The sequence below is a fragment of the Veillonella dispar genome (assembly GCF_900637515.1).
GTDB classification, from domain to species: domain Bacteria; phylum Bacillota; class Negativicutes; order Veillonellales; family Veillonellaceae; genus Veillonella; species Veillonella dispar.
Genome location: NZ_LR134375.1, coordinates 624,295 through 647,583, shown reverse-complemented (window position 1 = coordinate 647,583; position 23,289 = coordinate 624,295). Strand labels below are relative to the sequence as shown.

The 23,289-nt window shown below is 39.2% G+C and carries 27 protein-coding genes and 1 pseudogene; 3 read left to right on the top strand and 25 right to left on the bottom strand.

All coding sequences use genetic code 11. The features are described from left to right. Positions 1 to 32: 32 nt before the first annotated feature. The 22 genes from ygeW to EL171_RS02865 all read right to left on the bottom strand — a co-directional run bounded on the left by ygeW (position 33) and on the right by EL171_RS02865 (position 19,329). The gene (gene ygeW / locus EL171_RS02965; protein ID WP_005385975.1) at positions 33 to 1,226 is read right to left on the bottom strand and encodes a knotted carbamoyltransferase YgeW; all 1,194 of its coding nucleotides are present in this window, start codon (positions 1,224 to 1,226) and stop codon (positions 33 to 35) included. A gap of 155 nt (positions 1,227 to 1,381) precedes the next feature. After that, a complete protein-coding gene (locus tag EL171_RS02960; protein ID WP_005385974.1) occupies positions 1,382 to 2,692 on the bottom strand; it encodes a YgeY family selenium metabolism-linked hydrolase in 1,311 nt (436 codons plus the stop codon). 12 nt (positions 2,693 to 2,704) lie between these two features. After that, a complete protein-coding gene (gene dpaL / locus EL171_RS02955) occupies positions 2,705 to 3,916 on the bottom strand; it encodes a diaminopropionate ammonia-lyase (RefSeq protein WP_005385973.1) in 1,212 nt (403 codons plus the stop codon). A 9-nt stretch (positions 3,917 to 3,925) separates the two neighbouring features. Continuing rightward, a complete protein-coding gene (locus EL171_RS02950) occupies positions 3,926 to 4,558 on the bottom strand; it encodes a helix-turn-helix transcriptional regulator (protein ID WP_005385972.1) in 633 nt (210 codons plus the stop codon). A gap of 545 nt (positions 4,559 to 5,103) precedes the next feature. After that, positions 5,104 to 5,523 carry a flavodoxin gene (locus EL171_RS02945; protein WP_005385971.1) on the bottom strand — a complete coding sequence of 140 codons (420 nt, stop codon included), beginning with the start codon at positions 5,521 to 5,523 and terminating at the stop codon, positions 5,104 to 5,106. Positions 5,524 to 5,533: 10 nt separating this feature from the next. After that, the gene (locus tag EL171_RS02940; protein ID WP_005385969.1) at positions 5,534 to 6,121 is read right to left on the bottom strand and encodes a DUF3793 family protein; all 588 of its coding nucleotides are present in this window, start codon (positions 6,119 to 6,121) and stop codon (positions 5,534 to 5,536) included. 101 nt (positions 6,122 to 6,222) lie between these two features. Continuing rightward, positions 6,223 to 6,858 (bottom strand): hypothetical protein, encoded by a 636-nt coding sequence (locus EL171_RS02935; RefSeq protein WP_005385967.1) that lies wholly within the window; start codon positions 6,856 to 6,858, stop codon positions 6,223 to 6,225. A gap of 127 nt (positions 6,859 to 6,985) precedes the next feature. Further along, positions 6,986 to 8,674: a glutamine--tRNA ligase/YqeY domain fusion protein gene (locus tag EL171_RS02930; protein WP_039969059.1), complete on the bottom strand. Its 1,689-nt coding sequence runs from the start codon at positions 8,672 to 8,674 to the stop codon at positions 6,986 to 6,988. An 82-nt stretch (positions 8,675 to 8,756) separates the two neighbouring features. Continuing rightward, positions 8,757 to 9,806 carry a 2-hydroxyacid dehydrogenase gene (locus tag EL171_RS02925; protein WP_005385962.1) on the bottom strand — a complete coding sequence of 350 codons (1,050 nt, stop codon included), beginning with the start codon at positions 9,804 to 9,806 and terminating at the stop codon, positions 8,757 to 8,759. Positions 9,807 to 9,977: 171 nt separating this feature from the next. Continuing rightward, entirely contained in the window at positions 9,978 to 10,445 is a 468-nt protein-coding gene (gene mscL, locus EL171_RS02920; protein ID WP_005385960.1) for a large conductance mechanosensitive channel protein MscL, read from the bottom strand. Between the two features lie 257 nt (positions 10,446 to 10,702). After that, positions 10,703 to 11,590 carry a DMT family transporter gene (locus tag EL171_RS02915; RefSeq protein WP_005385958.1) on the bottom strand — a complete coding sequence of 296 codons (888 nt, stop codon included), beginning with the start codon at positions 11,588 to 11,590 and terminating at the stop codon, positions 10,703 to 10,705. Between the two features lie 144 nt (positions 11,591 to 11,734). After that, positions 11,735 to 13,234 (bottom strand): threonine synthase, encoded by a 1,500-nt coding sequence (gene thrC / locus EL171_RS02910; RefSeq protein ID WP_005385956.1) that lies wholly within the window; start codon positions 13,232 to 13,234, stop codon positions 11,735 to 11,737. A 179-nt stretch (positions 13,235 to 13,413) separates the two neighbouring features. After that, positions 13,414 to 14,355 (bottom strand): Dyp-type peroxidase, encoded by a 942-nt coding sequence (locus EL171_RS02905; RefSeq protein WP_039969057.1) that lies wholly within the window; start codon positions 14,353 to 14,355, stop codon positions 13,414 to 13,416. A 262-nt stretch (positions 14,356 to 14,617) separates the two neighbouring features. Next, positions 14,618 to 15,079 carry an IS200/IS605 family transposase gene (tnpA, locus tag EL171_RS02900; RefSeq protein WP_005380067.1) on the bottom strand — a complete coding sequence of 154 codons (462 nt, stop codon included), beginning with the start codon at positions 15,077 to 15,079 and terminating at the stop codon, positions 14,618 to 14,620. A 433-nt stretch (positions 15,080 to 15,512) separates the two neighbouring features. Then, a complete protein-coding gene (locus EL171_RS02895) occupies positions 15,513 to 15,986 on the bottom strand; it encodes a hypothetical protein (protein WP_126413444.1) in 474 nt (157 codons plus the stop codon). 3 nt (positions 15,987 to 15,989) lie between these two features. Next, on the bottom strand, positions 15,990 to 16,508 hold the full coding sequence (locus EL171_RS02890) for an N-acetylmuramoyl-L-alanine amidase family protein (RefSeq protein ID WP_005385950.1): 519 nt from the start codon (positions 16,506 to 16,508) through the stop codon (positions 15,990 to 15,992). Further along, the gene (locus EL171_RS02885; RefSeq protein WP_005385949.1) at positions 16,505 to 16,837 is read right to left on the bottom strand and encodes a hypothetical protein; all 333 of its coding nucleotides are present in this window, start codon (positions 16,835 to 16,837) and stop codon (positions 16,505 to 16,507) included. The genes EL171_RS02890 and EL171_RS02885 overlap by 4 nt, the downstream gene beginning before the upstream one ends. Then, positions 16,812 to 17,141 (bottom strand): hypothetical protein, encoded by a 330-nt coding sequence (locus EL171_RS02880; RefSeq protein ID WP_005385947.1) that lies wholly within the window; start codon positions 17,139 to 17,141, stop codon positions 16,812 to 16,814. The genes EL171_RS02885 and EL171_RS02880 overlap by 26 nt, the downstream gene beginning before the upstream one ends. A gap of 3 nt (positions 17,142 to 17,144) precedes the next feature. After that, positions 17,145 to 18,464, bottom strand: coding sequence for a hypothetical protein (locus EL171_RS09935; RefSeq protein WP_005385946.1), 1,320 nt, complete (start codon positions 18,462 to 18,464; stop codon positions 17,145 to 17,147). Next, complete coding sequence (locus EL171_RS02870) at positions 18,461 to 18,799, bottom strand: hypothetical protein (protein ID WP_005385942.1); 339 nt, start codon at positions 18,797 to 18,799, stop codon at positions 18,461 to 18,463. The genes EL171_RS09935 and EL171_RS02870 overlap by 4 nt, the downstream gene beginning before the upstream one ends. After that, the gene (locus tag EL171_RS09915) at positions 18,771 to 18,935 is read right to left on the bottom strand and encodes a hypothetical protein (protein ID WP_005385940.1); all 165 of its coding nucleotides are present in this window, start codon (positions 18,933 to 18,935) and stop codon (positions 18,771 to 18,773) included. Before EL171_RS09915 ends, EL171_RS02870 begins: the two co-directional genes overlap by 29 nt. A 1-nt stretch (position 18,936) precedes the next feature. Beyond that, a complete protein-coding gene (locus EL171_RS02865; RefSeq protein WP_005385938.1) occupies positions 18,937 to 19,329 on the bottom strand; it encodes a hypothetical protein in 393 nt (130 codons plus the stop codon). A 26-nt stretch (positions 19,330 to 19,355) separates the two neighbouring features. Between EL171_RS02865 and EL171_RS10095 the strand changes: the two are divergent. The 3 genes and pseudogenes from EL171_RS10095 to EL171_RS10085 all read left to right on the top strand — a co-directional run. After that, a pseudogene (locus tag EL171_RS10095) lies at positions 19,356 to 19,508 on the top strand (tyrosine-type recombinase/integrase); the annotation flags it as partial. A 267-nt stretch (positions 19,509 to 19,775) separates the two neighbouring features. Beyond that, a complete protein-coding gene (locus tag EL171_RS09960) occupies positions 19,776 to 20,201 on the top strand; it encodes a tyrosine-type recombinase/integrase (RefSeq protein WP_232013662.1) in 426 nt (141 codons plus the stop codon). 294 nt (positions 20,202 to 20,495) lie between these two features. Continuing rightward, positions 20,496 to 20,681, top strand: a complete 186-nt coding sequence (locus EL171_RS10085; RefSeq protein WP_422822133.1) for a hypothetical protein — start codon at positions 20,496 to 20,498, stop codon at positions 20,679 to 20,681. On the opposite strand, the gene EL171_RS02855 is transcribed toward EL171_RS10085, so the two are convergent. The 3 genes from EL171_RS02855 to EL171_RS02845 are packed head-to-tail and all read right to left on the bottom strand — an operon-like array spanning position 20,678 to position 23,289. Continuing rightward, the gene (locus tag EL171_RS02855) at positions 20,678 to 21,583 is read right to left on the bottom strand and encodes a gp53-like domain-containing protein (RefSeq protein WP_005385926.1); all 906 of its coding nucleotides are present in this window, start codon (positions 21,581 to 21,583) and stop codon (positions 20,678 to 20,680) included. The two genes, EL171_RS10085 and EL171_RS02855, sit on opposite strands and share 4 nt — an antisense overlap. 9 nt (positions 21,584 to 21,592) lie before the next feature. After that, positions 21,593 to 22,225, bottom strand: coding sequence for a putative phage tail protein (locus EL171_RS02850; protein WP_005385925.1), 633 nt, complete (start codon positions 22,223 to 22,225; stop codon positions 21,593 to 21,595). Continuing rightward, on the bottom strand, positions 22,222 to 23,289 hold the full coding sequence (locus EL171_RS02845; protein WP_005385924.1) for a baseplate J/gp47 family protein: 1,068 nt from the start codon (positions 23,287 to 23,289) through the stop codon (positions 22,222 to 22,224). The genes EL171_RS02850 and EL171_RS02845 overlap by 4 nt, the downstream gene beginning before the upstream one ends.

Genomic DNA, 23,289 nt, shown 5'->3' with positions numbered 1-23,289 from the left:
GCCATCACCGCGGATGGCCCCTAAACTTTACTTTACGGTTGAACTCGATCAGTTCCCTTCCGCTCTAATTCTTTTAAAGTTTCTACAGGATTCTTAAATTTGCTTAAGAAGATCATCGCTGCAATAACATATGGTTTGTAGCTTGCTTCTTTATAAAGAGGTACGCGATAGCGATCAAATACTGTTGCGTCAACTTCGCCTTCTTCACAACTTACACCTGTAATATCTGCTGGTAAGCAATGTAAGTAAAGAGCTTTGCCGTCTTTAGTGAGACTCATCATCTCTTCAGTACATGCCCAATCTTTATGTTTACCATTTTCTTCAAGGAGAACTTTCTCTAATGCTTTAATACCTTCATGATCATTTTCACCATATAATTTAGTACGTTTTTCCATTGCACCAAATGGAGCCCAGCTCTTAGGATATACGATATCTGCATCTTTGAAAGCTTCTTTCATATCGTTAGTTCTGCGGAAGGAACCGCCACTTTCTTCAGCTTGTTTTTTAGCGATTTCTTCAACTTCCGGCATTACTTCGTAGCCTTCTGGATGTGCTAATACAACTTCCATACCTAGACGAGTGAATAAACCAATAGCACCTTGAGGTACGGATAAAGGTTTACCATAAGATGGGGAGTATGCCCAAGTCATAGCAAGTTTTTTACCTTTAAGATTTTCAATACCGCCGAATTCTTTAATGATATGAGCTGCGTCAGCCATGATTTGTGTAGGATGGTCGATATCACATTGTAAGTTTACAAGTGTAGGGCGTTGTTCTAATACGCCATCTTCATGACCTTCTTTAACTGCATTGGATACTTCACGCATGTAAGCATTACCTTTACCGATGTACATGTCATCGCGAATACCGATAACGTCAGCCATAAAGGAGATCATGTTAGCTGTTTCACGAACTGTTTCACCGTGAGCGATTTGGGATTTACCTTCATCCAAGTCTTGTACTTCAAGACCTAAGAGGTTACAAGCAGAAGCGAAGGAGAAGCGAGTTCTTGTGGAGTTATCACGGAATAAAGAAATGCCAAGACCACTGTCGAATACTTTAGTGGAAATATTGCGTTCTCTAAGAGCACGTAACGCATCAGCTACTGCCCAAACACCTTTTAATTCATCTTCAGATTTTTCCCATGTAAGGAAGAAATCTTCGCCGTACATTTTGCTAACGTCTAAGCCTTTTAAAGTTTCAATACTTTTATTGAAGTCTGTCATCTGTAAGTCCTCTCTTTCAATTCCCTAAAGGGCTACTTAGAATCTAACTTTATACGGTACCTCATCAAATGGTAAGGTACCGTATTAAATTTTTAGTTATGAGCTATGTTCTAGTGATTTCCATTTTAAAAAGATCTAATTCAATGTATGTGATATTAGTCTTTGCAGTATACGGATGGTAATAATGCATATACAGCTGCACATGTAACAAGGTCTTGTTTCCATGTGATTTCGTTAGGAGCATGTGCTTGAGCTTCTGCGCCAGGACCGAAGCCGATGCAAGGGATGCCGTTACGACCCATGATGGATACGCCGTTAGTGGAGAATGTCCATTTGTCAGTCAATGGGCGAGCTTTACGCATTTCAACTGTGTCTTCTGCACCGATACGTTCGTTGCCATACAAGCTAGTGTATGCTTCTTCCAAAGCTTCTGTTACTTTGTGATCTTTTGGAATTACCCAAGTTGGGAAGTAACATTCGATTGGATAAGTTAAACCAGTCCAGGATGGACGAGCATATTCGTACATGGATACTTTCGCACCATATTTTTGAACATGTGGTAATGCTTCGATTTCTGCCAAACAGGATTGCCATGTTTCACCAGAAGTCATACGACGGTCCAAGGAAATAGCGCAAGAGTCAGCAACTGCACAACGGCTTGGGGAAGTGTAGAAGATTTGGGAAGCAGTTACAGTACCGCGACCTAAGAAGCGAGCTTCTTCATAGTGGTCAGGGTTGAATTTAGGATCAAGCATTTTAACGAGACCTTTGATTTTTGTGCTTTCATCAGCAGAGTTAGCATTCAATTCACGGATATCTTGAAGAATGTCTGCCATTTTGTAGATAGCGTTGTCACCGCGTTCTGGAGCAGAACCGTGGCAAGATACGCCTTGTACGTCTACGCGGATTTCCATACGACCACGTTGACCACGGTAGATACCGCCGTCAGTTGGCTCAGTGGATACTACGAATTCAGGACGAATATTTCGTTCTTTAATCATGTATTCCCAGCAAAGACCATCGCAGTCTTCTTCTTGAACTGTACCTACAACAAGCACGCGATATTTATCACTTAAAAGACCTAAGTCTTTCATGATTTTAGCGCCGTATACAGCGGATACGATACCACCTAATTGGTCGGATACGCCACGACCACCGATTTTAGTTTCATCTTCGAAACCTTCATAAGGATCGAAGTTCCAGTTATCGCGGTTACCAATACCTACAGTATCGATATGAGCGTCGAAGGCAATTAGAGTTTTACCAGTACCCATGTAACCAAGAATGTTACCCATTGGGTCTACTTCAACTTCGTCGAAGCCAAGGTCTTTCATTTCTTTTTCAATGCGTTGAACGTGTTCTTTTTCTTCTGCACTTTCACCAGGGAATGCTACGATTTCACGTAAGAACTTGGTCATCGCTGGTCCATAAGTTGCTGCTGCTTGTTTAATTGCTTGTAAATCCATAATTAATGCCTCCTAACGATCTTCACCGTACCACATAATGTTTTTATATCTTTCAGGGTCTGTATCACCTTCAGTGGAGAAGCAGAGCACCTTTGAAGACGCATCTAATTCTAATTCCTTGCGTAAGTCTTCATATTCTGGCATTGTCATAATTGCCGTTACAAGACCTAGTGGAACTGCACCAGATTCACCGGTCGTAATTGGTGTATCACCTTTAATTGGTGCCCCACCAACGCGCATCCCAAGTCTTGCTACCCAATCAGGAGCAGATACGAACACATCCGCATGGTTTCTTAAAATATCCCAAGAAACTGTATTTGGTTCGCCACATGCAAGCCCTGCCATGATTGTATCTAAATCACCCTCAACGATACGAGGATTACCATCATCAGCTACAGCCCCTTTGTATAAGCAAGCTGCTGCTTGAGCTTCTACAACTACTAATTTAGGCTTCTTAGCTGCATTGCTATATAAATTAGTGAAGTAGCCCACTACAGAACCTGCTAAAGAACCTACACCAGCTTGTACAACTACGTGAGTTGGTACCTTGCAGTTTGCAGCTTCTAACTGTTCTGCTGTTTCCATAGCCATTGTGCCATAACCTTGCATGATCCAGTTTGGAATTTCTTCGTAACCTTCCCAAGCTGTATCTTGAACTACAACACCATTTGGAACCTCTTTAGATTTTTTAGTTGCTAACCGTACACATTCATCGTAGTTAAATTCTTCGATTGTTACGGTAGCACCTTCATTTTCAATTTGTTTTCTACGATATTCTGTAGAGCCTTTAGGCATAAATACTACAGCTTTTTGACCTAATTTATTAGCAGCCCATGCTACGCCACGACCGTGGTTACCATCAGTAGCAGTAAAGAATGTAGCTTGACCAAATTCTTCTTTTAATTGCGGAGATGTTAACACATCGTATGGTACATCTTCAACATTTTTACCGGTTTGTTGTGCTACATATTTTGCCATCGCATAGGAGCCACCTAATACCTTAAAAGCATTAAGGCCAAAGCGGTAAGACTCATCTTTCACAAAGAGAGAATCAACTCCGATATGAGATGCTAATTTTTCTAGTGATACTAGTGGAGTTACACTATATTGTGGAAAACTTTCATGAAACGCTTTAGCTTTCTTGATTTCTCTAACATCCATAACGGACAAGAACTTGTCACTAGATGGTGCCATCGTATTACGTTTCCACTGAATTCGGTCCATATTTGCCTCCTAGGATTCTTCCTTTACAGTATTTAAATCACTATAAAGAGTAAACTTAGAAATATTGAAATACTCCGCAATCTTTTCTGAAGATTTCGAGATAAGAAAAGCCCCTTTTTCATTTAAGTAGCTAATAGCCTTTAGCCGTTCTACTTTATTCATAAGTGGTCCAGGTTTACCAACCAACCGTTCTGCTTCTAGTAGTAAATCATCTAATAGTTCCGATACACTTGTAGTAATTTTTTCAACAGTGCCAGCCTCAGCTTGGCCTATGCCTATAAGACTTTCGAGTGATCGATGCATCATAACAAACTCTGTTATATCCTGATTGATTCCTAACAAGTATGCAATATTGCCATCATCATCACGGATATACATGGTAGAGGATTTTAATATCCGTCCATCCTTAGTTTTTGTTAGATACCCAAATCTACCTTCACTACCATCATCATAGTTGAGTACATCTAAAACTACATGTGATGGACCATCGCCAACATGGCGATTCGTTATTGTACCATTTTCTATATATACAAGTGATGTATCAAGATCACCTTGTAAGTCATGTATTAGTACTTCACAAGATGGTCCAAATTGTATGGCCAATCCATGGGCTATAACTTTTAGCCGTTCCAATGTACTCATTGAGATAACCTCCCTCTCATCGGTATCGGTTAGTCTTTATGGTCTAAATAACTTCAGTCCGTTTACATAATTAGTATTATGAGAATAATTCTAACTAATTTTGTATTAACCTAATTTTTTGTTAGGTTCCTTACTTAAATTATAGGTCTATGTATACAAAAATGCAACGCTATCATGCATTAAAGTTATTAATAATTATTCAACTATATACGTACATTGATATAAACACATATAAACACTATGATTTTTATCACATAATTTTATTGTTATAAAAAATTTTGATGACCTATTCATCATCATATCTACATAAATAAATATAGTAACATTCTATAGAGACAAGTGTATATCTATATTCTTATATCTACAAAACGGACCCAGTATATCAGTATGTATCTATACCTTTCATAAATATTCCTATCACTCATGACTACCCAAATTTTCTATTATATATAGAGATACACCCTTATAATTAATACCAATACAAACAAAAAAGGCTGTAATAACGAATTATCGTTATTACAGCCTTTGTATATTGTTGAGATTAATTAAGCATTTGCTAAAGTTTTACCTAATTCTTGGCATTGTGCTTTACCATCATCATCAGGTTCACCCAAGATTGCCACGCCATCAGCTACTAATTCGCCACCAGCATCTTTAATGCGAGTGCCCCAGTCTTCCAACCAAGTACCACCCCAACCATAGGAGCCAAAGATTGCTACTTTTTTGCCACCCAATTTAGCTTCTAATTCTGTATAGAATGGTTCAAATTCGCCTTCTTCTAATTGTTCTGCACCCATGTCAGCGCAGCCAAGAGCTAGTTTTTCGTAAGCTGCTGCGTCATCTACGGATACTTCAGAAACAGATTTTACTTCAACTTCTTGACCTGCAGCCTTAATACCTTCAGCTACTTCATAAGCCATTTTTTCTGTATTGCCTGTACCGGACCAAAAAATTACACCAATCATCTTGTACCTCCTAGGCCGTTCTTGCGACCAATGAACTAAATGTTTTTCCCAACATCAATTGAGTTTGACAAAAATCACGACATGCTTTGTAACATAAGAAAGAGCGCTGTGCGTTTACCACATCATGGTATACTTTCCACTCTCCACACATATGATATCCATTGCCACGAAGAGAAATGAAGCATTTCACATCTTTTAATGGATAACCTAGAAATACGCCAATTTCATGTGGAAAATCAACACTCGCTTCCATACGGTATCTTAAATGCTCAAGCATCTCCATAATGCTCATGCGATCATGATAACCGTAGGCTTTCAAAAATGTCATCACTGCAGGTTGCCGTACATAGTCTCGTAATTGCTTCTCGCGGAATACCAATAACAGTCTACGCGCTTTACAGCGACATAATTCAAAGAAGAACAATCCTTTTTCATTGAACTCTTTATTATATTCTGTCAATACAAATTGGATTTGTTCATTCATGTCCCGTGGAATAGAAACCAAATTCGAAAGCTTAATACCTCGAATTGCCGGTGCACAATGATATCCAATGATATGGTCAATTGAATTCATCATAATAGTACCTGCCTGTTGCACATCATTAGAACCCTCTCTAATGAGAATAATTCCTATATGCTCATAGTACTCTTGATGAGAAAAATTGTCAAGAATAATTGATATATATTTTCAATAATTATTTATTTTTTGGCATTAAGCAAACCTTTTACTTTAGGGTAAATTGCAGCATCATTAGCTTCATCAATGGCGATGAAACGTGCGTTTGGGCCTGTATATTTATCTTCAGAAAGATTAATATGCAAGATTTCATTATAAGAATTATTATTAGCTACACTTTTATATTTTAATGTACCCTCATAGGCATTACCTTGTTTTACTAATGATTTTACCACTGTAAAAGTACCAAGTACCGGGCTATCCCCCTTATTAATAGCAGCTGCTAATGCACCAAGGGCAGATGGATCAGTATTTACATGTTTTGTTTCACTCATGCGACTAGATAACTGTTTCCCTAATACTACATTAGCATACACTGCATAATGCATTTCATTTTCGTTTTTAACATTTAATGTATATACATCTGCAGAAGTTGCACCGGCTTCAACAAGAACAGACTTTATATCCTTTTTAGCATCTCCAGCAAATAGCGCTTTAGGATTGTTCGGATACATGGCAACACCTTCAGGCAATTTAACACCTTGGTATGTTACAGTTTGACTTTTATTCAAAACGGACTTAATGTTTGCTGCAGAACCTATTGCTGGAACAGATACTAATACAGCAGCTGCAGTAGCAAGTAATACTAATTTTTTCATATGTCTCCTCTAATGAAATGTTAATGTCACAAACGCTCAACATTATAGTAACAACACAGTAGTAAAGAACCGCCCTTAATGGAGCGGTTCTTTATCATTATCTTAGCAACGTATATGCCTGACTAAATTATTTTTTTTGTGCCTTAGCCCAGCTATCGCGTAAACCAACAATACGGTTCATTACGATATGATTTGGTGTACTATCTTTATCAGTTACAAAGTAACCTTGGCGCAAGAATTGGAAATGGTCTCCTGGTACAGTATTAGCAAGACATGCTTCCCCTTTACTATGGAATACTTGTAGGGACTCATGATTGAAGTCGCCTAAGAAGTCTTTACCATCAGAGTCTTCTTTAAGCAAGTAATCATACAAGCGGGACTCGATATCTACTGCAGTAGATGCTTCAACCCAATGCAATGTACCTTTTACCTTACGAGTGCAACCGCTGCCGCTCTTAGTTTCTGGATCATATGTACAGTGTATTTCTGTAATATTGCCATTTTCATCTTTGATAACATCAGTACATGTAATGAAGTATGCACCTTTTAAGCGTACTTCTTTACCTGGTGCCAAGCGGAAGAATTTCTTAACTGGCTCTTCCATAAAGTCATTGCGTTCAATGTAGATTTCACGACCGAATACAACTTCACGATTACCCAACTCTTCATTTTCTGGATTATTTTCAACTGTGCATAGTTCAGCTTGACCTTCTGGATAGTTCGTAATAACAACTTTCACAGGATCAATAACTACCATAGGGCGTGTAGCTTTGAGTTTCAAATCTTCACGGATACAGAACTCAAGCAAAGCAATATCAACAACGCTATCTGCTTTAGCGACGCCAATGCGATCACAGAAATCACGAATCGCTTCTGGCGTGTAACCACGACGACGCAAGCCAGAAATAGTAGGCATACGAGGATCATCCCAGCCAGCTACGAGACCAGCTTCCACAAGTGCACGTAATTTACGTTTGGACATAACCATTTTAGTTACATTTAAACGAGCAAATTCAATTTGTTGCGGAATTTCAGTATCATCCCAATCCTCAAGTACCCAATCATACAATGGACGATGAACTTCAAACTCTAAAGTACAGATAGAGTGTGTAACACGTTCGATAGCATCTTCAATAGGATGAGCAAAGTCATACATAGGGTAAATCTTCCACTCATTGCCTGTGTTATGATGTTCTGCATTTACAATACGATAAAGAACAGGGTCACGCATAACGATATTAGGATAGCCCATGTCGATTTTTGCACGCAATACCTTTTCACCATCAGCGTATTGACCATCTTTCATTTCTTCGAAGAGTTTCAAGTTTTCTTCTACGCTACGATCGCGGTATGGGCTATTAACACCAGGTGTAGAGAAATCGCCACGGGTTTGTTTAATTTCATCAGCCGTTTGATCATCTACATACGCTTTGCCAAGAGTAATTAATTTCTTAGCATATTCGTACATTTGACCAAAATAGTCAGATGCATAACGTGGTTCATCAGCCCAATCAAAGCCGAGCCATTTTACATCTTCCATGATGGAGTTTACGTATTCAACATCTTCTTTTGCAGGATTCGTATCATCAAAACGAAGATTTGTTAAGCCATTGTACTGTTTGCCAATACCAAAGTTAAGACAAATAGATTTAGCATGACCAATATGTAAGTAACCATTTGGTTCTGGTGGGAAGCGAGTTAACACACGACCACCGTATTTGCCAGTTTCGTTATCTTTGTTGATGATAGCTTCGATAAAGTTAACAGATACAACTTCTTCAGGAGCTACAGTTTTTTCAATATCTTTATGTTCCAACGTTCTAACCTCCATAGGATAAATATTCTTTTATTTTACCATATTTTGCATAATACCGCATATCTTTTGAGGTCTTGTGATATTAGTCGAAATCAGCTAAGTCTACACCAGCTTTTTTAAGCTCTTCTAAGGCAGACTCTACATCCATTTCTGGTTTCTTATAGTTAACTTCTTCATTAACACAGGTCTTTAATGGTTTCTTATGAACGCCAGCAATAATATTGTCAGCTGTCAAAATAGACATATCATAACGCGTACGATCAGTATAAGAACCAATATGTGGTACGATAAGACAGTTCTCAACATCCAATAATGGATGATCTGCTGGCAATGGCTCTGGATCAGTTACGTCAAGTGCTGCGTAATCGATTTCACCTGTTTTTAAGGCACTAATCAAAGCATCTGTATCAACGATAGGTCCACGGCCAACATTAACAAACAAAGCAGTATTCTTCATTTTTTTGAAGAATGCTTCATCACACATGTGATATGTTTCATCTGTTAGTGGAGCCATCACACAAACTACATCACTAGTAGCTAATAAGTCATCTAATTCCATATACGTAGTTTTATGAATCTTGTCATCAATACGCTGATTACGATTATGGTATACCACGGTCATACCGAATGCACGAGCACGACGAGAAATAGATACACCAATAGCCCCCATCCCAATAATACCAAGGGTACGGCGACTCAAATCAAAGCCTTTAATATTAGATGGTCTTTGAGCCCAACGTCCTTCTTTTACGAAATTAGCATTTTCCAGAATACGACGACTAGCAGTGGCAATTAATGTAAAAGCAAGCTCTGCTACGGTTTCATTAAGAACACCTGGCGTATTGCCATAAGGAATGCCTGCTGCTGTTAATTCATCAATTTTTACATTATCATACCCCACAGCTGCTTGAGCAATAACCTTTAAATTAGGTGCATTTTTTACAAGATTACCATCTACATCTAAAGGGCGAACACACCACAAACCATCCGCATCAACGAGCCATTCCTTTAATGTCTCACGAGGCATTACAGTCTTTTCAGTCCATTGGCGCACATCTACGTGCTCTTTTAAATAAGCAATTGCATCTTTACGGACTAAACCATTTACAACAACTAGAGGTTTTTTTTCCATATATATAAGTCCTCCAAAAACATCTTATAATACACGCACAAGAATTTCGCGTTAAAGTTAATATTATATATTTCTATTATATACTTATATTTTATACTAGAAAGCTGGCGTAATACAACAAAAAGGAGTAAGGCCTAGGCCTTACTCCTTTTATGTAGCTTTAAATTTGAATTATTTCAAATCTGCTGTACAGTTAGGACATTTAACTGCATCAATATGAATTTCTGTTTTACAGAATGGACATTCTTTAGTTGTAGGTGCTTCAGCAGCTTCTTCTTCTTTCGCGTTTTTCATCATTTTAGCTAATGCGCGAACCATCAAGAATACAACGAATGCCAAGATCAAGAATTGGATCAAGTCGGTAATGAATGTACCGTATGGCAATACAGAACCAGCTGCACGAGCTGTATTAATATCAGCACCAGCCATGAATGCATCTTTAGATGCAGCATTTAATGGCAAGTATAAGTTACTGAAATCAATACCGCCTGTGAACAAACTGATAATAGGCATGAACAAGTTGCTTACAACGGAGTTAACCAACGCTGTGAAAGCAGCCCCAATAATCATACCAATAGCTAGGTCCATCATGTTACCTTTGAATGCAAAAGCTTTAAAATCGTTCAAAAAATCTTTCATGTTCTCACTACTCCTAGATACACTTAATTGAGAATGCGTTAATAACTGTACTAATCATAAAAGAAAGATGAAGAGATGTCAATATTTTTCGATGTAGTTTTTCGAATTTATTTAATATAGTTTTTCATAGGTCAATCTAAAATTGTAATAAATCAGTATTTATGCGTACTTTTCGCACCATGTTAAAAGGTGCCAATCACGAATGTGATTAGCACCTCTACTGTCATACAACGTCTATTATTGTATAGATTCGACAATTATTTAATTTTATCCTCTATAACCTTTCCTTCTTGTAAAGGTCCACTTTGTTCTTTGAGGCGAGCCAACATAACAGAAGATACGAACATCGCCACACCAGCGCCTATCGTTTCAATAGATAAGCTTTCACCAAAGAACAAGAAGCCATAGAAGGAACTGATGAATACACCAACATATTGTAAGAATTGTGCCACTACAGCATTTGTGGTAACAAAGGCACCAGTCAAGAAGAACTGAGCCACTACACTAATACCACCAATCGCCAAGATGATAAGCCAATCTGTCCCCTGCGGCATAACGAGTTTATCAGTTGTAACAAGTCCTGCAATCATACCTGTAATCATAAAATACGCCATAATTTCGAAATTACTATGCTTACCTCGCTTAGATATAAGGCGAATCGTTGTATACGCAGCCGCAGATAAAGCAGCCCCTAAAATAGCTACTAAGGCAAACCAAGTAAAGCCGGTAAAGCTAAATGGATTTACCATAACCATTACAGCTACAAAGATCAAAAGAAGCCATTTACCAGCCCCTTTAGGTACCCGTTCTTTAAGAAATAAGGCGCTAAATATCAATACAAATATACCTGATGTTTGAAATAAAATTGTTGCATCAGATAACTTTAAATGCACTAAGGCAATAAAGTTACAAACCATGCCAAAGCCGCCATATAAGCCACGCATAACAAGATGTCCTCTATCCTCTTTCGAGAATCGGATACCTCGGGTATACATAACGATGAGAACAGCTATGGTTCCAAATAAACCACGGAAAAAGGCAATTTCCCCAGATGGAATGTTAGAGCCTAGCATCTTTACAAATAAATTCATCGTACTCAATAAGAGTGCCGACAATAATGCATACATAAGACCTTTTTTAGCCATACTACCTCCCTATACAAATACACTATAGTACAACTAAATAGTTACTATCCCTGTATTATCTATCTTAGCAATCTATTATACAGGAGATACGGAATATATAAAACCAAAATATATGCCGCCCTTCTAGCGAAAGGCGGCATCCTATTATTTAGAGAATGTATCTACAAAATCAAGAATTTCTTGTTTCATATTCTCTTTATCGATTGCTTTTGTGAAACGCAATGGTTTAGATTTCAATGCTTCCAATTGTTTAGGGAATGCTACACCCGTTACAGCAGAAATATTATCTAAGCTTTCATATGGTGTATCACCAACTTTAATATCTAAAGCTTCACAAATAGCTGTAGGAAATTTAAATGGATGTGCAGTAGATGCAATAATTGTATGACGCGCACCATCTTCTGGGTGTTTCTCTAATTCCTTCATGTATGCACCCATAGCTACCGCTGTATGAGGATCCATTACATAACCATAGGAGTTGTACACTTGCTCAATGATGGCTTTTGTTTCTTCGTCATCTACATAAGCACCTGCAAAATTAGCTTTAACGCGGTTGAATTCTTCTTCGTTTACAGTCAATTTACCTGTAGATTTAAGATCTTTCATCCAACCAGCTGTGCGTTCACTATCCTCACCAGAGATATAGTATAAGAAACGTTCAAAGTTGGAAGACTCAAGAATATCCATAGACGGAGAAATCGTTGTATAGAATGGGCGGTTCATATCGTATGTACCACTTTCAAAGAAATCAGTAAGCACGTTATTTTGGTTAGATGCACAAATCAATTTACCAATAGGAATACCCATTTTTTTAGCATAATAAGCAGCTAAAATATTACCGAAGTTACCAGTTGGCACCACAACGTTGAATGCTTCATCTTCATGAATGGCACCTTGTGCAACAAGTTCTGCATAGGCATTCACATAGTACACCACTTGAGGTGCCAAGCGACCAATGTTAATAGAGTTCGCACTAGAGAACATAACACCTTTTGCAGCAACCTCTTCTGCAGTATCTTTATCAACGAATAAGCGTTTCAAGAATTGTTGCGCATCGTCGAAGTTACCGTGAATCGCAGTAACATTAACGTTGTCCCCTTCTTGCTTTTGCATTTGCTCAGCTTGCATTGGACTTACGCCATCAGTTGGGTAGAATACTTGAATGTGAGTACCAGGTACATCTTTAAAGCCTTCAAGGGCAGCTTTACCTGTATCACCAGATGTAGCCGTTAAGATAAGAACCTCTTTTTTCTCACCTTCAGCCTCTTTTGCCGCTACTAATAGATATGGGAATAAAGACAATGCCATATCTTTGAAAGCTTGTGTACGGCCATGGAATAATTCTAGGACAGAAACCTTTTCTAATAAGGAATGTAACGGTGCAATATCACGAGTGCTGAAATTAGCATCACTGTATGCAGAGTTGATCATTTCTTTTAAATGAGCTTCTGAGAAACATGGGAACAACTTGGATAATACAACAGCTGCTACCTCTTGATAGTTTTTATCTTTCACATCATTGTAAGTTAAGCAGTTTGTAGGGAATAAAGATGGTACATATAGACCACCATCCTCTGCTAAGCCGTGCAACAATGCATATGTTTCATTTACCGCAACGGTACCGCGGGTGCTAGTATAATTCATGAAATACCTCATTCATAACTACAATGGATTTTACGAGTTTAATAGATTTATTATAGCATAAAAGCGCCCCTAAAAGGAGCGCTTCTATAGAATTAAATGATATTTTTACTCGAATTGTTTACTGCTAACAAAATAGAGCATCACGAACTATAAAAATATACATCAAATAGCTATGTCGATTATAACTCGCCTTCTGCAATAGCATCCAATGTATCAAGGGATGGAATGAAGAAAAGCATACCTGTAATAGGTTTGGAATAATCAAGCAATTTATCGTTTTGCGTAAACATATTAGTAAGCATTGTTTTAGTTACATCCCAGTAACGAGCATAACCGATAAAGTATGTGCCACGTACACCTTGTCCAGGTTGAGCAAACGGTACGTTCATACGAACGATTTTATGTTCTTCATCATCGCGATTATCTTGAGCCACTACATTATGAGCTGCTGGATCTTTTTCATCATCTTCTAATTCAATATCACTGAATTTACGACGGCCAATGAATTTTTCTTGCATTTCCGTAGGAAGTGCACGCCATGCATCAAGATCATGTTCATATTTTTGAGCAAATGCATAAGAACCATTAGTGAATTCAGGATCTTCATCGCCAATAACCCCCCACTCAACAGCCTCTTGACCAACAGGGTTTTCAGTACCATCAACGAAATCGATGATAGCACGACCTTGTTCATAGTGGAAACCATGAGTTTCATCGACTACAGATGTAATAGGACGTAAGAATCCCATAATTTGATCTACTACAGTATACGTAACGGATTCATCATTAGAACGTACATGTAAAAATAAATCTGCTGCTACAGCTGGTACGTCTTGTTTATCCCCTTTAATACCTTGGAAATCTTCTAACTCTTTTGGTACCGGTGCATTAGGGAACAAATAATCCCATGCTTTGCGGCTAAAACCAAAGGCAATACCCAATCCTTCACCATTCGCACGAATACTAACAGAACGTTTAATGGCTTGGATACGGTCTGCCATATCTTGGATAACTTCAAGTTCTGCGTCACGATCTTTGCGATTTAATAATAAGGTTGTAAAGTTAACACTTTGGCCTGCATCTTTATATACATCTTGTGTTCTAGAAACATCTACTGCCATTGGGTACCTCCTAATGAGAAAAATTATTATATAGCAATCATAAGCTATTACATCTTTATTGTCTATAATATATACATTATTTAATTTCATTACAATATACAAATAGATTACAAATAGATAATCAGAACCACCCGTAAAACGGGTGGTTTGCTCACGGGCTATAAGCCCGTAGTACTAGGCCAGCGTCTAAAGGCGCTGGCTTTCACTACGTTCAAGCCGCATAGCCATTGACTCGTAACGTTCCCCTTAAAGGGGATGTGTATTACTTGCTACCCTTAAAAGGGTCCTCATATTCTTTTACACTAAGTTTATCTTTCATTTGGTCATGTAACTCTTGCTCACGTATATATTTCTTTACTGTAGCCTCATTTAAACCTACTGTACTAACATAATAACCCTCGGACCAAAAGTGTCTATTTCCAAATTTATACTTTAAGTTTGCGTGTTTATCGAACATCATTAGTGCACTTTTCCCTTTTAAGTATCCCATAAAAGATGATACTGATATTTTAGGCGGGATTAATACTAGCATATGCACATGATCAGCCATAAGCTCCCCCTCTATAATCTTGACGCCCTTATATTCACATAAACGTCTCAATATTTCACGTAAACTATTTCTGTATTGATTATATATAACTTTACGTCTATACTTAGGTGTAAATACTATGTGGTATTTGCATAACCATTTTGTGTGCGCAAGGCTCTGTGTCTTTGTTGCCATATAAAATCACCTTTCTTTTGTATATAATGCGGCTTGAACACCTACATTATACTTAAGCAAGGTGATTTTTTTGTATAACTTTCGTTGCCGCACCCGCATAGCGGGTGGTTTTATGATTCGCGACTACGTCGCGAACCAGTCTAAAGACAATAATAAGAAAACCCGCACTACTGTGCGGGTTATTTTGGTGGACCACCAGGGGTTCGAACCCTGGACACCCTGATTAAGAGTTAATTATATAGGTAATGACAAATTCTATAAACACAGTATTTTACTGCATTTCATAGTATCACATTTAACTATATTTCTATATATTTTTTAATAAAATGATGTCAAAATGATGTCAAATAAAAAAAAAGCCCCAGGTACTATTTACCTGGGGCTTGCCTTACGTCCACCCTCGCAGGGCTAGGGAGATATTTGGATCACCTCTTTACCGATGAATCACTACTCCGATTATTGCTCCCGCTCCCACCATCTGAGATAGGTTGCGTTGCGTCCGTAGTCGCTTGATAGTTCGTTTGTCGTTGTTGATTTGCCCTTTCAATTCGGTCAATGAGTTCTGCATTTCTGATAAGGTAACTTCTTGCTTCATGGATAGCATTTTGGCTTTCACTAATTCGGTTTCCAATGTCGAGATTGTATTGTGTGCTTCGTTCAATTCTTCCCTTTGCTTCATGACTAAGGACTGTGCCTCGGTCAATGGCAGACTGGATGTCTCTATTAAGCTTAATGCTTTCTCGTTGTTGGCTTTCAATTCGTTCCACTGTGTTAAGGGAATCGTTATGGTTGGCTCCGCTTGGCTCGTGGAAGATATACCAGAGGCAAAAGATGGAGAGGAGCACAATACCACCGATAACAGCATGGCGGTAACTAAGGCTATTAAGTAAAACTTTGATTTTGTCATACATTATATTCCTCCTGCGTAGTCAGTAATCCCCCTAGCAATGGCACGAACGATAGTATCTAAATCATTAGTCAGCATAGTATGATCTTCTTCATTATCAATGAACGCCATTTCAACTAATACAGCAGTTGCGTCCGTACCATTTAGCACCCAAAGGTCATCACGTTTCTTAACTCCACGGTCTACCGTATTAATGCTGCGGATTATTTGACTTTGAATGTCGTTTGCTAATCGTTGCCCGTTAAAAGACTTATACAAAGTCTCAGTGCCACGGGCTTCTGTGTTAAACGCATTACAATGAAGCGATACGAAGATATCTGCGCCCCAAGAATTAGCTTCGGAACATACAAGCCCTAAATCATCATCTTGTAGGGTGCGCACATCGCATCCAGCTGTTTCCAAGTAACACGCTAACATCTTGCCCGCATCACGTGCCACGTCACATTCGCGTGTTCCATATACAGGATTAACTGCGCCACTATCTAAGTTGATATCGTGGCCAGGATTAATAAATACTTTCATCGTTTATCCTCCTCTTCTAATCTATCGGGAATACCATTATTATTTTGGTCTACCCAAAGCCCTAAGAAGCCTACAATGGCTGTTAAGACACTAGGTATGAATATGTGGTCAATAATATTGATGCCTACATTAATCAGCTTATTCGCTTCGTCTGACACGTACCCACTAATAAAGGACATAACATATTGAGTGACCACCAATAAAATAGGCACTAGCATAATAAACACTAGCGCCCGAGTAGCTAAAATACCTGTTGGGTGGATGTTAGCCACCCTCACAGATTTATAAGATTGTTTAATTGAATTAATGAGCTTTTGAGGTATGTTCATGAAGTTCATCCTTAATATCCTCAACACGTACTTCTAATGCTTCAACTTTTGCAGATAGTAATACTTGCTTGCTCTCAGCTTTTATTCGCTCTGCACGTGATAATTTAATTTCATCTTTCAAATCTTTTAGTGTATCAGTTAATACACCCCATTTTTCTTGAAAGATAAGATTATCTTGCATCCGTTGTGAGTCTAATTGTTGTAACAACGGAATAATCAATAATCTATATCCTGCACCTGCAACCACACCTACAATCGTAAGAGTGGTTAAGATGTCATTCAATTCAAATTGCCAAGTCCACATCTATTACACCTTTCTCCAATAACCAATAATATCAATAATATACCGCATGTTCGCCGGTACACCCCAACCCTTAATTATACGGCTATTTCGTTCAACATAAATGCTATTGTTACTTGCATCAACGCTTCTTTCAATTAGCCTTACTGCAACTGGCGCATTTGGTGGAAGCGATGCTACCATATTGCCATTACCAGAAGGGGTTTTCAATTTAAAATCAAAATGTAAGTATCCCCAACCAGTTAAGGGGTCAAACGCTAAGTAACCTCTATCAGCACCAGGGTTACTGGCTATAGCATTACCCCAAACAACTTCATATATTTCGACTGGTTGTGAAGTTACTTGTCCCCCACCGCTCCCAGGGGCTCCTTTAGGCCCTCTTAATGCTAGTAATTGTTCCGCCGTAAAATCAGAATACTTGAACGGCTCGCCTTTATCACCCTTTGGCCCTTTAAGTGCATTAAGTTGGTCTTGCGTGAAGTCAGAATATTTGAACGGCTCTCCTTTAGGCCCTGGCGGCCCTTGTGTACTTGATGTATACTGATTAATTTCAGTTTTCTTAACATAATCACTTAATTCAGATTTTTGAGCGAAGGACTGCCCCTCTAATTTATTGACGTAACGACTAGAAGCATCACCAGGTGTTAATGCATATTGACCGATTTCGGATTTCTTAATATAGACACCTAAATCACCTTTATATGCAAACGTTTGAGTTGCCCAGCCTTTTTGAGCATAATTATTAGCCGCATCTGTGTTAGATAAATAATTATTTAACTCTGTTTTAAGTGCATATTTAGGGTCACCGAGCATAGTAAGATAAGCTCTTAGGTCTACTTTCTTAAGATAAAGATTTTCGGCGTCAGCTTTCTTAGTATAATCCGACAAGTCTGCTCCACCTGTGCCACCAGTACCAGGAGGACCGGGAGGTCCTTGTTCGCCCTTATCACCTTTCGGTCCTTTAAGTGCATTAAGTTGCTCCTGTGTGAAGTCAGAGAACTTAAACGGTTCGCCTTTCGGTCCAGGTGGCCCCTGTGGCCCTCGTTCGCCATCCGCTCCACGTTGTCCAGGAGTTCCGGGTTCACCTTTAAGACCATCTTTACCAGGAGGTCCTTGAATACCAGGCGGGCCTTGAATGCCCTGTATCCCTTGTTCTCCGTTTATTCCGTCAATACCATTTCGACCAGGTTCACCCTGTGGACCTGGAGGACCAGGAGGGCCCTGTGGCCCAGGGTCTCCTTTCGGTCCTTGCAGTTTAACGATTTGAGTATTGTCTTTAACTTTGATCGTTTCGTTATTTTCGTGAATGTGTAGTTCGTCCATCATTTCCCCCTATTGCTAACGCCTTCGACTATAGTAATTTGTCCTTTAACTAGACATTTGATAGGGTGGTCGCCATTCCAAATAAATAAGTCCCATTGGTATTTACCGACTGCTAGGGCATTTGTATCCAACGAAAGAGTGATTTTAGATGCTTCATCGTTTTCTAGCTCGTCGGTAGACACGTCAATATCGAACTTAGCTTTATATTCTTCGTCCGGAGAATATTTACGAACACAGGCGAACAAACTTTCACTTGCAACAACATTGTTATAACCAATGCTAAGAGAAATCACTTCCCCTTTAATTGCATTAAAGTTGTGTAGGACTGGTAGTTTCATCTTCGTGTACCTCGTCCATTAAATCATTATGGACACAGCCCTCTGTTGGGCATGTTCCGTCTTCGTTAAGCACTTCCCAGCAGTACTCACAAAATTCCATAACAGGTACTTTACTTTCTCCGATATATTTAGGCATATTATTGTACCTCCTTAATACGTGTTACCATTTCGGTATTTAATTTGATATATTGTGCACTAATGGCCCCAGTAGGTTTTCCCATTAATAACAATCTGCGCTGAGCCTCTTCTAAGGATTTGAAGCGCGGCTCGTATTCAGATTTAATCGCATTAATCTTATCCTCCTTGGTAGGAACATACGGAGCAGGTTCGACAAACTTGCCGTTTACATAGAATTTACCTTTCATAAATTCATCTAGCATACTATCGCCGTCTGTAGAGTAAATATAATCCTTTGCATCTGGCCATTCTTGTTTTGCAGTTGCTAACAACTGCTCTTGCGTTACTGTATTATCAACATAGGACGTAATTCGTTCGCCCATTTCGTTCAATACAAATACATATTGATTCATAGTAGTATCCTTTCGGAGGTGAAATTATGCGCCGTTACGCAGTTATACTAAAACGTAGACAACGCAATACCATTACATTAAGGCAACTATTTAACGAGTGGTTGCCTATTCACTCTCAGACTATTTCTAATAGCGCTGTTAAGTCTTATCACATTGCTTTTAAACACATATCCAACATAGCGGATATGTCTATCACGGATATTCATTTTCAGCACCTTCAAAATGTGATTGATTCCATGCGCGTAAAAGGACTTTCCTACTCATCTTGTAAGAAAGTCCGTACATTACTTAATCAATTATTCAATTACGCAATCATTAGAGATTACTCTGTCACTAATTACGCCCTGCACCTAAATCTAGGGCCCAATAGACCGACGATTAAGAGAAGAGTATTCACTCGCCAACAAATCAACAAATTATGGGCAATAGATACATCTTATTCCCGCATGATTTTAATACTGCTCTACACCGGACTACGCATAGGTGAGCTCCTTAACTTACGTAGGCAAGATATCAATAGACGATCATCATACCTTATCGTAAGACACGCCAAAACTAAAGCCGGTGAAGGTCGTATCATTCCCATTCATCACCGCATCATGCCTATAATAGAGCAACTACATACTAGCGATTACCTATTCACTATCAGCTATACAACGTTCCGTAAGCATTTCCATAATATTATGAAACAGCTTAACTGCAAGCATACTATCCACGATACCCGGCACACATTTGCAAGTCTACTTGATGCGGTAGCGCCACCTAACGCATTACGCTCCTTGCTAGGCCATAAACAAGGTGATATCACTACTAGGGTATACACACATAAGACCATTCGTGAGCTACGCAAGTCCATAGAATTATTAAAGTAACTCCCCAGTGGGGGATAACTTGGTTTGATTCTAATAGATACTATAAAGATGTTTCGCTACCGATTAGCAGCACTGTGCTAATTGCATTAGCCACCGATGACTCTGTTAGTGTTGATACTTCCGGCGCAAAATGTTTTATTACTTGGAACAGTGGGTTCTCTCAAGCTAATAGAAACACCATCCGATTCTTAACCGACAGAGCGGACACAGGTAGTTTTGTTTGGATGGCCGTAGGGAAGAATTAATATCCAGTGGGTATTATTTAACGCCTATAATCAACCTAAGCCTTGGACTGTGCGCTACCCGGTAGAGTTCAGTAACAAGACTATCGCCGTTTCTACCGCAAGATATAACGGTGATTATTCATTTTCTGAAATCATTTTATCGACTTCTAGAAATCAGCTAACATATAAGGATAGTGACTATAGAGGACAGCAAGGCGTTGGTGATCAGATTATGTTCATTATCATAGGTAACTAGATAATCCCTAGAGCAAACCAGTAATAAGAAGCAGCGTATCTATCGCTTGCCGAAAATACGGCTTTAGTGGAGTTGCTCTCCGACACGGAGTTAGCGAAATACCTAGGCGTGTCAGAACCTGACCAGTATGCATCAATAGCGTTGGCCATAAATAGCGTTGTGAATTTGATTGGGAATCTTACTTCACTTTTGGTCACGTTATCCTGCCCTCCTATTCCCCACTGGATAGTGAAACCATTAGCGAACTTTACAAACCCCGCATTAGCGTCGAGCTTAGATGCCACGATAGCGCCTTGTCCTAATAAGTTTTTAATTGTAACAAGTGTACTGGCCGGGGAGTCGTTCCAGTTCGCACTTCCGAGAATCGCCTTAATTTGGTCTGTGATATTTGAGTGTGCGCTTGTATCACGGTTATGAGAATCTAATGCCCCTCGTGTGAGGTATGCCGCATCAATCTTCTTAACTGTTACATTCGTAGAGTTACCGATTACTACATCTAAAGAAAACACTTTAGAATTAATCGGTGTTTCCTTAGACGGAATATAGGAAGCATAGTTTCCGCCGTTGCTATATGCAATTAGTTTAGCAGCGGAATCAGATTCACCCTCAAGGTTAGCATATACGCCTAACTCTCTAGCGAAGAACCCGCTATTCACTGTGCTGTTACTAACCGCAAATTCGATTCTAAATTGGCCGTCGCCTACGAATTCACCGCCCGAAGTGAACGGGCACTCTAATTTTGGGGCTAGTACAGAGGTCATAGTATCGATATTTTGATTATCAAGCTGACCGTCACCAGTAACTAGCTTAATGTATTGCAACTTCTTGCCGGTTGCTTGCGATCTTGCGATTAACTCACGGCCATAATTGGTTAATCGTGTATTTGGATAAATAGAAGCCATGTGTTCTCCTTATACTTTAATTGTTTCTAATACGTCGAAGCTCATGCCTATGTTAATGTCAGAGCCTACTTTGAAATCAAACTTATCTAATGCCGCTCCGACATGGAAGGACTCGTATACATCAGATATAGCGCCTACATATATTTCGCCGTTAATGTTTGTAGTACTTTTTGTCTTGATGATTAAGTTCTTAGGTATTAACGGCTCCACATAATCGACAATATTGTTGAGCTGTGATTCAAATCCATCGACTACATCTAGCCAGTACTCGTATCTATCAGATACAACAGAGTGCTTTACTACATGATTGCCAAACTTGAAGTTAAGCATTTCTTGCACTTTTGGCATAGTAAAAGGACGCTGTCCGATTAATACTGATAGTATTTCACTTCTGCGTCCTTCTGTGTCTGTCAAATCCGGAGGATTGATGCCTAATATTTGTTCCCATGCTTCAAGCCCGTAATCTGCTGCAGTATAGATGTATTCTTCTTTAAAGATATCTAGCATGATATCCCATAGCAGTTGTAGTTCTGCAGATTCTACTCGATAGACTTCTTGGATATCCCGAGAATCTCGAGTTAACGGAACGGCGAATTGTGAGATATCAATATCCCGTTTAAAAATCCCAAAGTCTGTAATCATACTGCCACCAAAGTAATCGTCCCTACTACTGGGATTTGATTATCCTTCAATTCGAGTTTTGAAACAGAAGCACCGTTTATAGTAATCCTACCTACGTCAAGAACACTAGGAAGCTCAACCATTAAAGCCGTTACAAGACTAGTCCGAAGAATAACATGTTCCTTCTCGTCTTGATTACACCATTCCTTAGCGCGGAGAAGTAGTCGTTGCTTGATAGCGTTCTCGGCAAGAGTTTGGATTTCATTGACGTTGTGCCCGCTCATCATGGTGACTTCAATTCGGTAGTTGATCGTTACCGGGTCAGCCTTTTCGATTGTTACGGTGTGGCCGATAGGAGCAAGCCCGTACCCTTTGCCTTTTGGCGCTGGGTCTATAACGTTCTCTACTTCCTTAATCAGTTCATCTGCTGCAGGCTTGTAGTCGCTATTCAATACAACTAGCTTAACGGTACCACCGCCATTCCAACAGCGGTATACTTTAACACCGCCAACGCCAGGGATAGCTAATACCTTTTCCTTGTAATCCGCACCATTACCGCCATAGGCTTTTGATTTCAAAGCATCAAAGTACCGTTTTCGGAATACTTCTGTGTCTTCTTCATCTTCGCCAGGCGTGATATTCTTCAATATCTTAGCAGAGGTAAGGCCATTAATACCTTGGATTGGCGTAATATCACCTGTGGTCGCATTAGGAGTGCGTCCGTACTGTTCGCATTTAAGTTTGTACTTATGTTCCGCGTCGTCGATTACCTCTGTTACAACAAAGTTGTATTCATTGTAATTAAACCTGGAGCCAATCGGTACTTCCATATTGAACTGAGCTTCAAATTCGCCTTGCGTTGCAGGTTCCGGGTAAATATTAAACTCCGCAGCACGAAGTATTAGGAATTCCCGGTCTGCGGTCGTTGCAAACGCTTGTTTCAGAATCACATCGGCTAGGATATATAGTTCTGCAAACTCAACGCTTGCCGGAGCTGTAGCATCGTATATAACACTACCTTCGCGCCGATCGAATTCATCTTTAACTCTATCGAGCATTCGTTTTTCAATTCGATTGGCCGTCAT

What these genes read in the sequence shown, in the direction of transcription:
- EL171_RS02845 (WP_005385924.1), bottom strand. Translation starts at nt 23,289, where the DNA reads ATGACGGCCAATCGAATTGAAAAACGAATGCTCGATAGAGTTAAAGAT.
- mscL (WP_005385960.1), bottom strand. Translation starts at nt 10,445, where the DNA reads ATGAAAGATTTTTTGAACGATTTTAAAGCTTTTGCATTCAAAGGTAAC.
- EL171_RS09960 (WP_232013662.1), top strand. Translation starts at nt 19,776, where the DNA reads ATGATTTTAATACTGCTCTACACCGGACTACGCATAGGTGAGCTCCTT.
- EL171_RS02950 (WP_005385972.1), bottom strand. Translation starts at nt 4,558, where the DNA reads ATGAGTACATTGGAACGGCTAAAAGTTATAGCCCATGGATTGGCCATA.
- dpaL (WP_005385973.1), bottom strand. Translation starts at nt 3,916, where the DNA reads ATGGACCGAATTCAGTGGAAACGTAATACGATGGCACCATCTAGTGAC.
- EL171_RS02855 (WP_005385926.1), bottom strand. Translation starts at nt 21,583, where the DNA reads ATGGCTTCTATTTATCCAAATACACGATTAACCAATTATGGCCGTGAG.
- EL171_RS02935 (WP_005385967.1), bottom strand. Translation starts at nt 6,858, where the DNA reads ATGAAAAAATTAGTATTACTTGCTACTGCAGCTGCTGTATTAGTATCT.
- EL171_RS09935 (WP_005385946.1), bottom strand. Translation starts at nt 18,464, where the DNA reads ATGATGGACGAACTACACATTCACGAAAATAACGAAACGATCAAAGTT.
- EL171_RS02915 (WP_005385958.1), bottom strand. Translation starts at nt 11,590, where the DNA reads ATGGCTAAAAAAGGTCTTATGTATGCATTATTGTCGGCACTCTTATTG.
- ygeW (WP_005385975.1), bottom strand. Translation starts at nt 1,226, where the DNA reads ATGACAGACTTCAATAAAAGTATTGAAACTTTAAAAGGCTTAGACGTT.
- EL171_RS02945 (WP_005385971.1), bottom strand. Translation starts at nt 5,523, where the DNA reads ATGATTGGTGTAATTTTTTGGTCCGGTACAGGCAATACAGAAAAAATG.
- EL171_RS02960 (WP_005385974.1), bottom strand. Translation starts at nt 2,692, where the DNA reads ATGGATTTACAAGCAATTAAACAAGCAGCAGCAACTTATGGACCAGCG.
- EL171_RS02870 (WP_005385942.1), bottom strand. Translation starts at nt 18,799, where the DNA reads ATGAAACTACCAGTCCTACACAACTTTAATGCAATTAAAGGGGAAGTG.
- EL171_RS02880 (WP_005385947.1), bottom strand. Translation starts at nt 17,141, where the DNA reads ATGTGGACTTGGCAATTTGAATTGAATGACATCTTAACCACTCTTACG.
- EL171_RS02890 (WP_005385950.1), bottom strand. Translation starts at nt 16,508, where the DNA reads ATGAAAGTATTTATTAATCCTGGCCACGATATCAACTTAGATAGTGGC.
- tnpA (WP_005380067.1), bottom strand. Translation starts at nt 15,079, where the DNA reads ATGGCAACAAAGACACAGAGCCTTGCGCACACAAAATGGTTATGCAAA.
- EL171_RS02850 (WP_005385925.1), bottom strand. Translation starts at nt 22,225, where the DNA reads ATGATTACAGACTTTGGGATTTTTAAACGGGATATTGATATCTCACAA.
- EL171_RS02905 (WP_039969057.1), bottom strand. Translation starts at nt 14,355, where the DNA reads ATGGCAGTAGATGTTTCTAGAACACAAGATGTATATAAAGATGCAGGC.
- EL171_RS02925 (WP_005385962.1), bottom strand. Translation starts at nt 9,806, where the DNA reads ATGGAAAAAAAACCTCTAGTTGTTGTAAATGGTTTAGTCCGTAAAGAT.
- EL171_RS02885 (WP_005385949.1), bottom strand. Translation starts at nt 16,837, where the DNA reads ATGAACATACCTCAAAAGCTCATTAATTCAATTAAACAATCTTATAAA.
- EL171_RS09915 (WP_005385940.1), bottom strand. Translation starts at nt 18,935, where the DNA reads ATGCCTAAATATATCGGAGAAAGTAAAGTACCTGTTATGGAATTTTGT.
- thrC (WP_005385956.1), bottom strand. Translation starts at nt 13,234, where the DNA reads ATGAATTATACTAGCACCCGCGGTACCGTTGCGGTAAATGAAACATAT.
- EL171_RS02895 (WP_126413444.1), bottom strand. Translation starts at nt 15,986, where the DNA reads ATGACAAAATCAAAGTTTTACTTAATAGCCTTAGTTACCGCCATGCTG.
- EL171_RS02865 (WP_005385938.1), bottom strand. Translation starts at nt 19,329, where the DNA reads ATGAATCAATATGTATTTGTATTGAACGAAATGGGCGAACGAATTACG.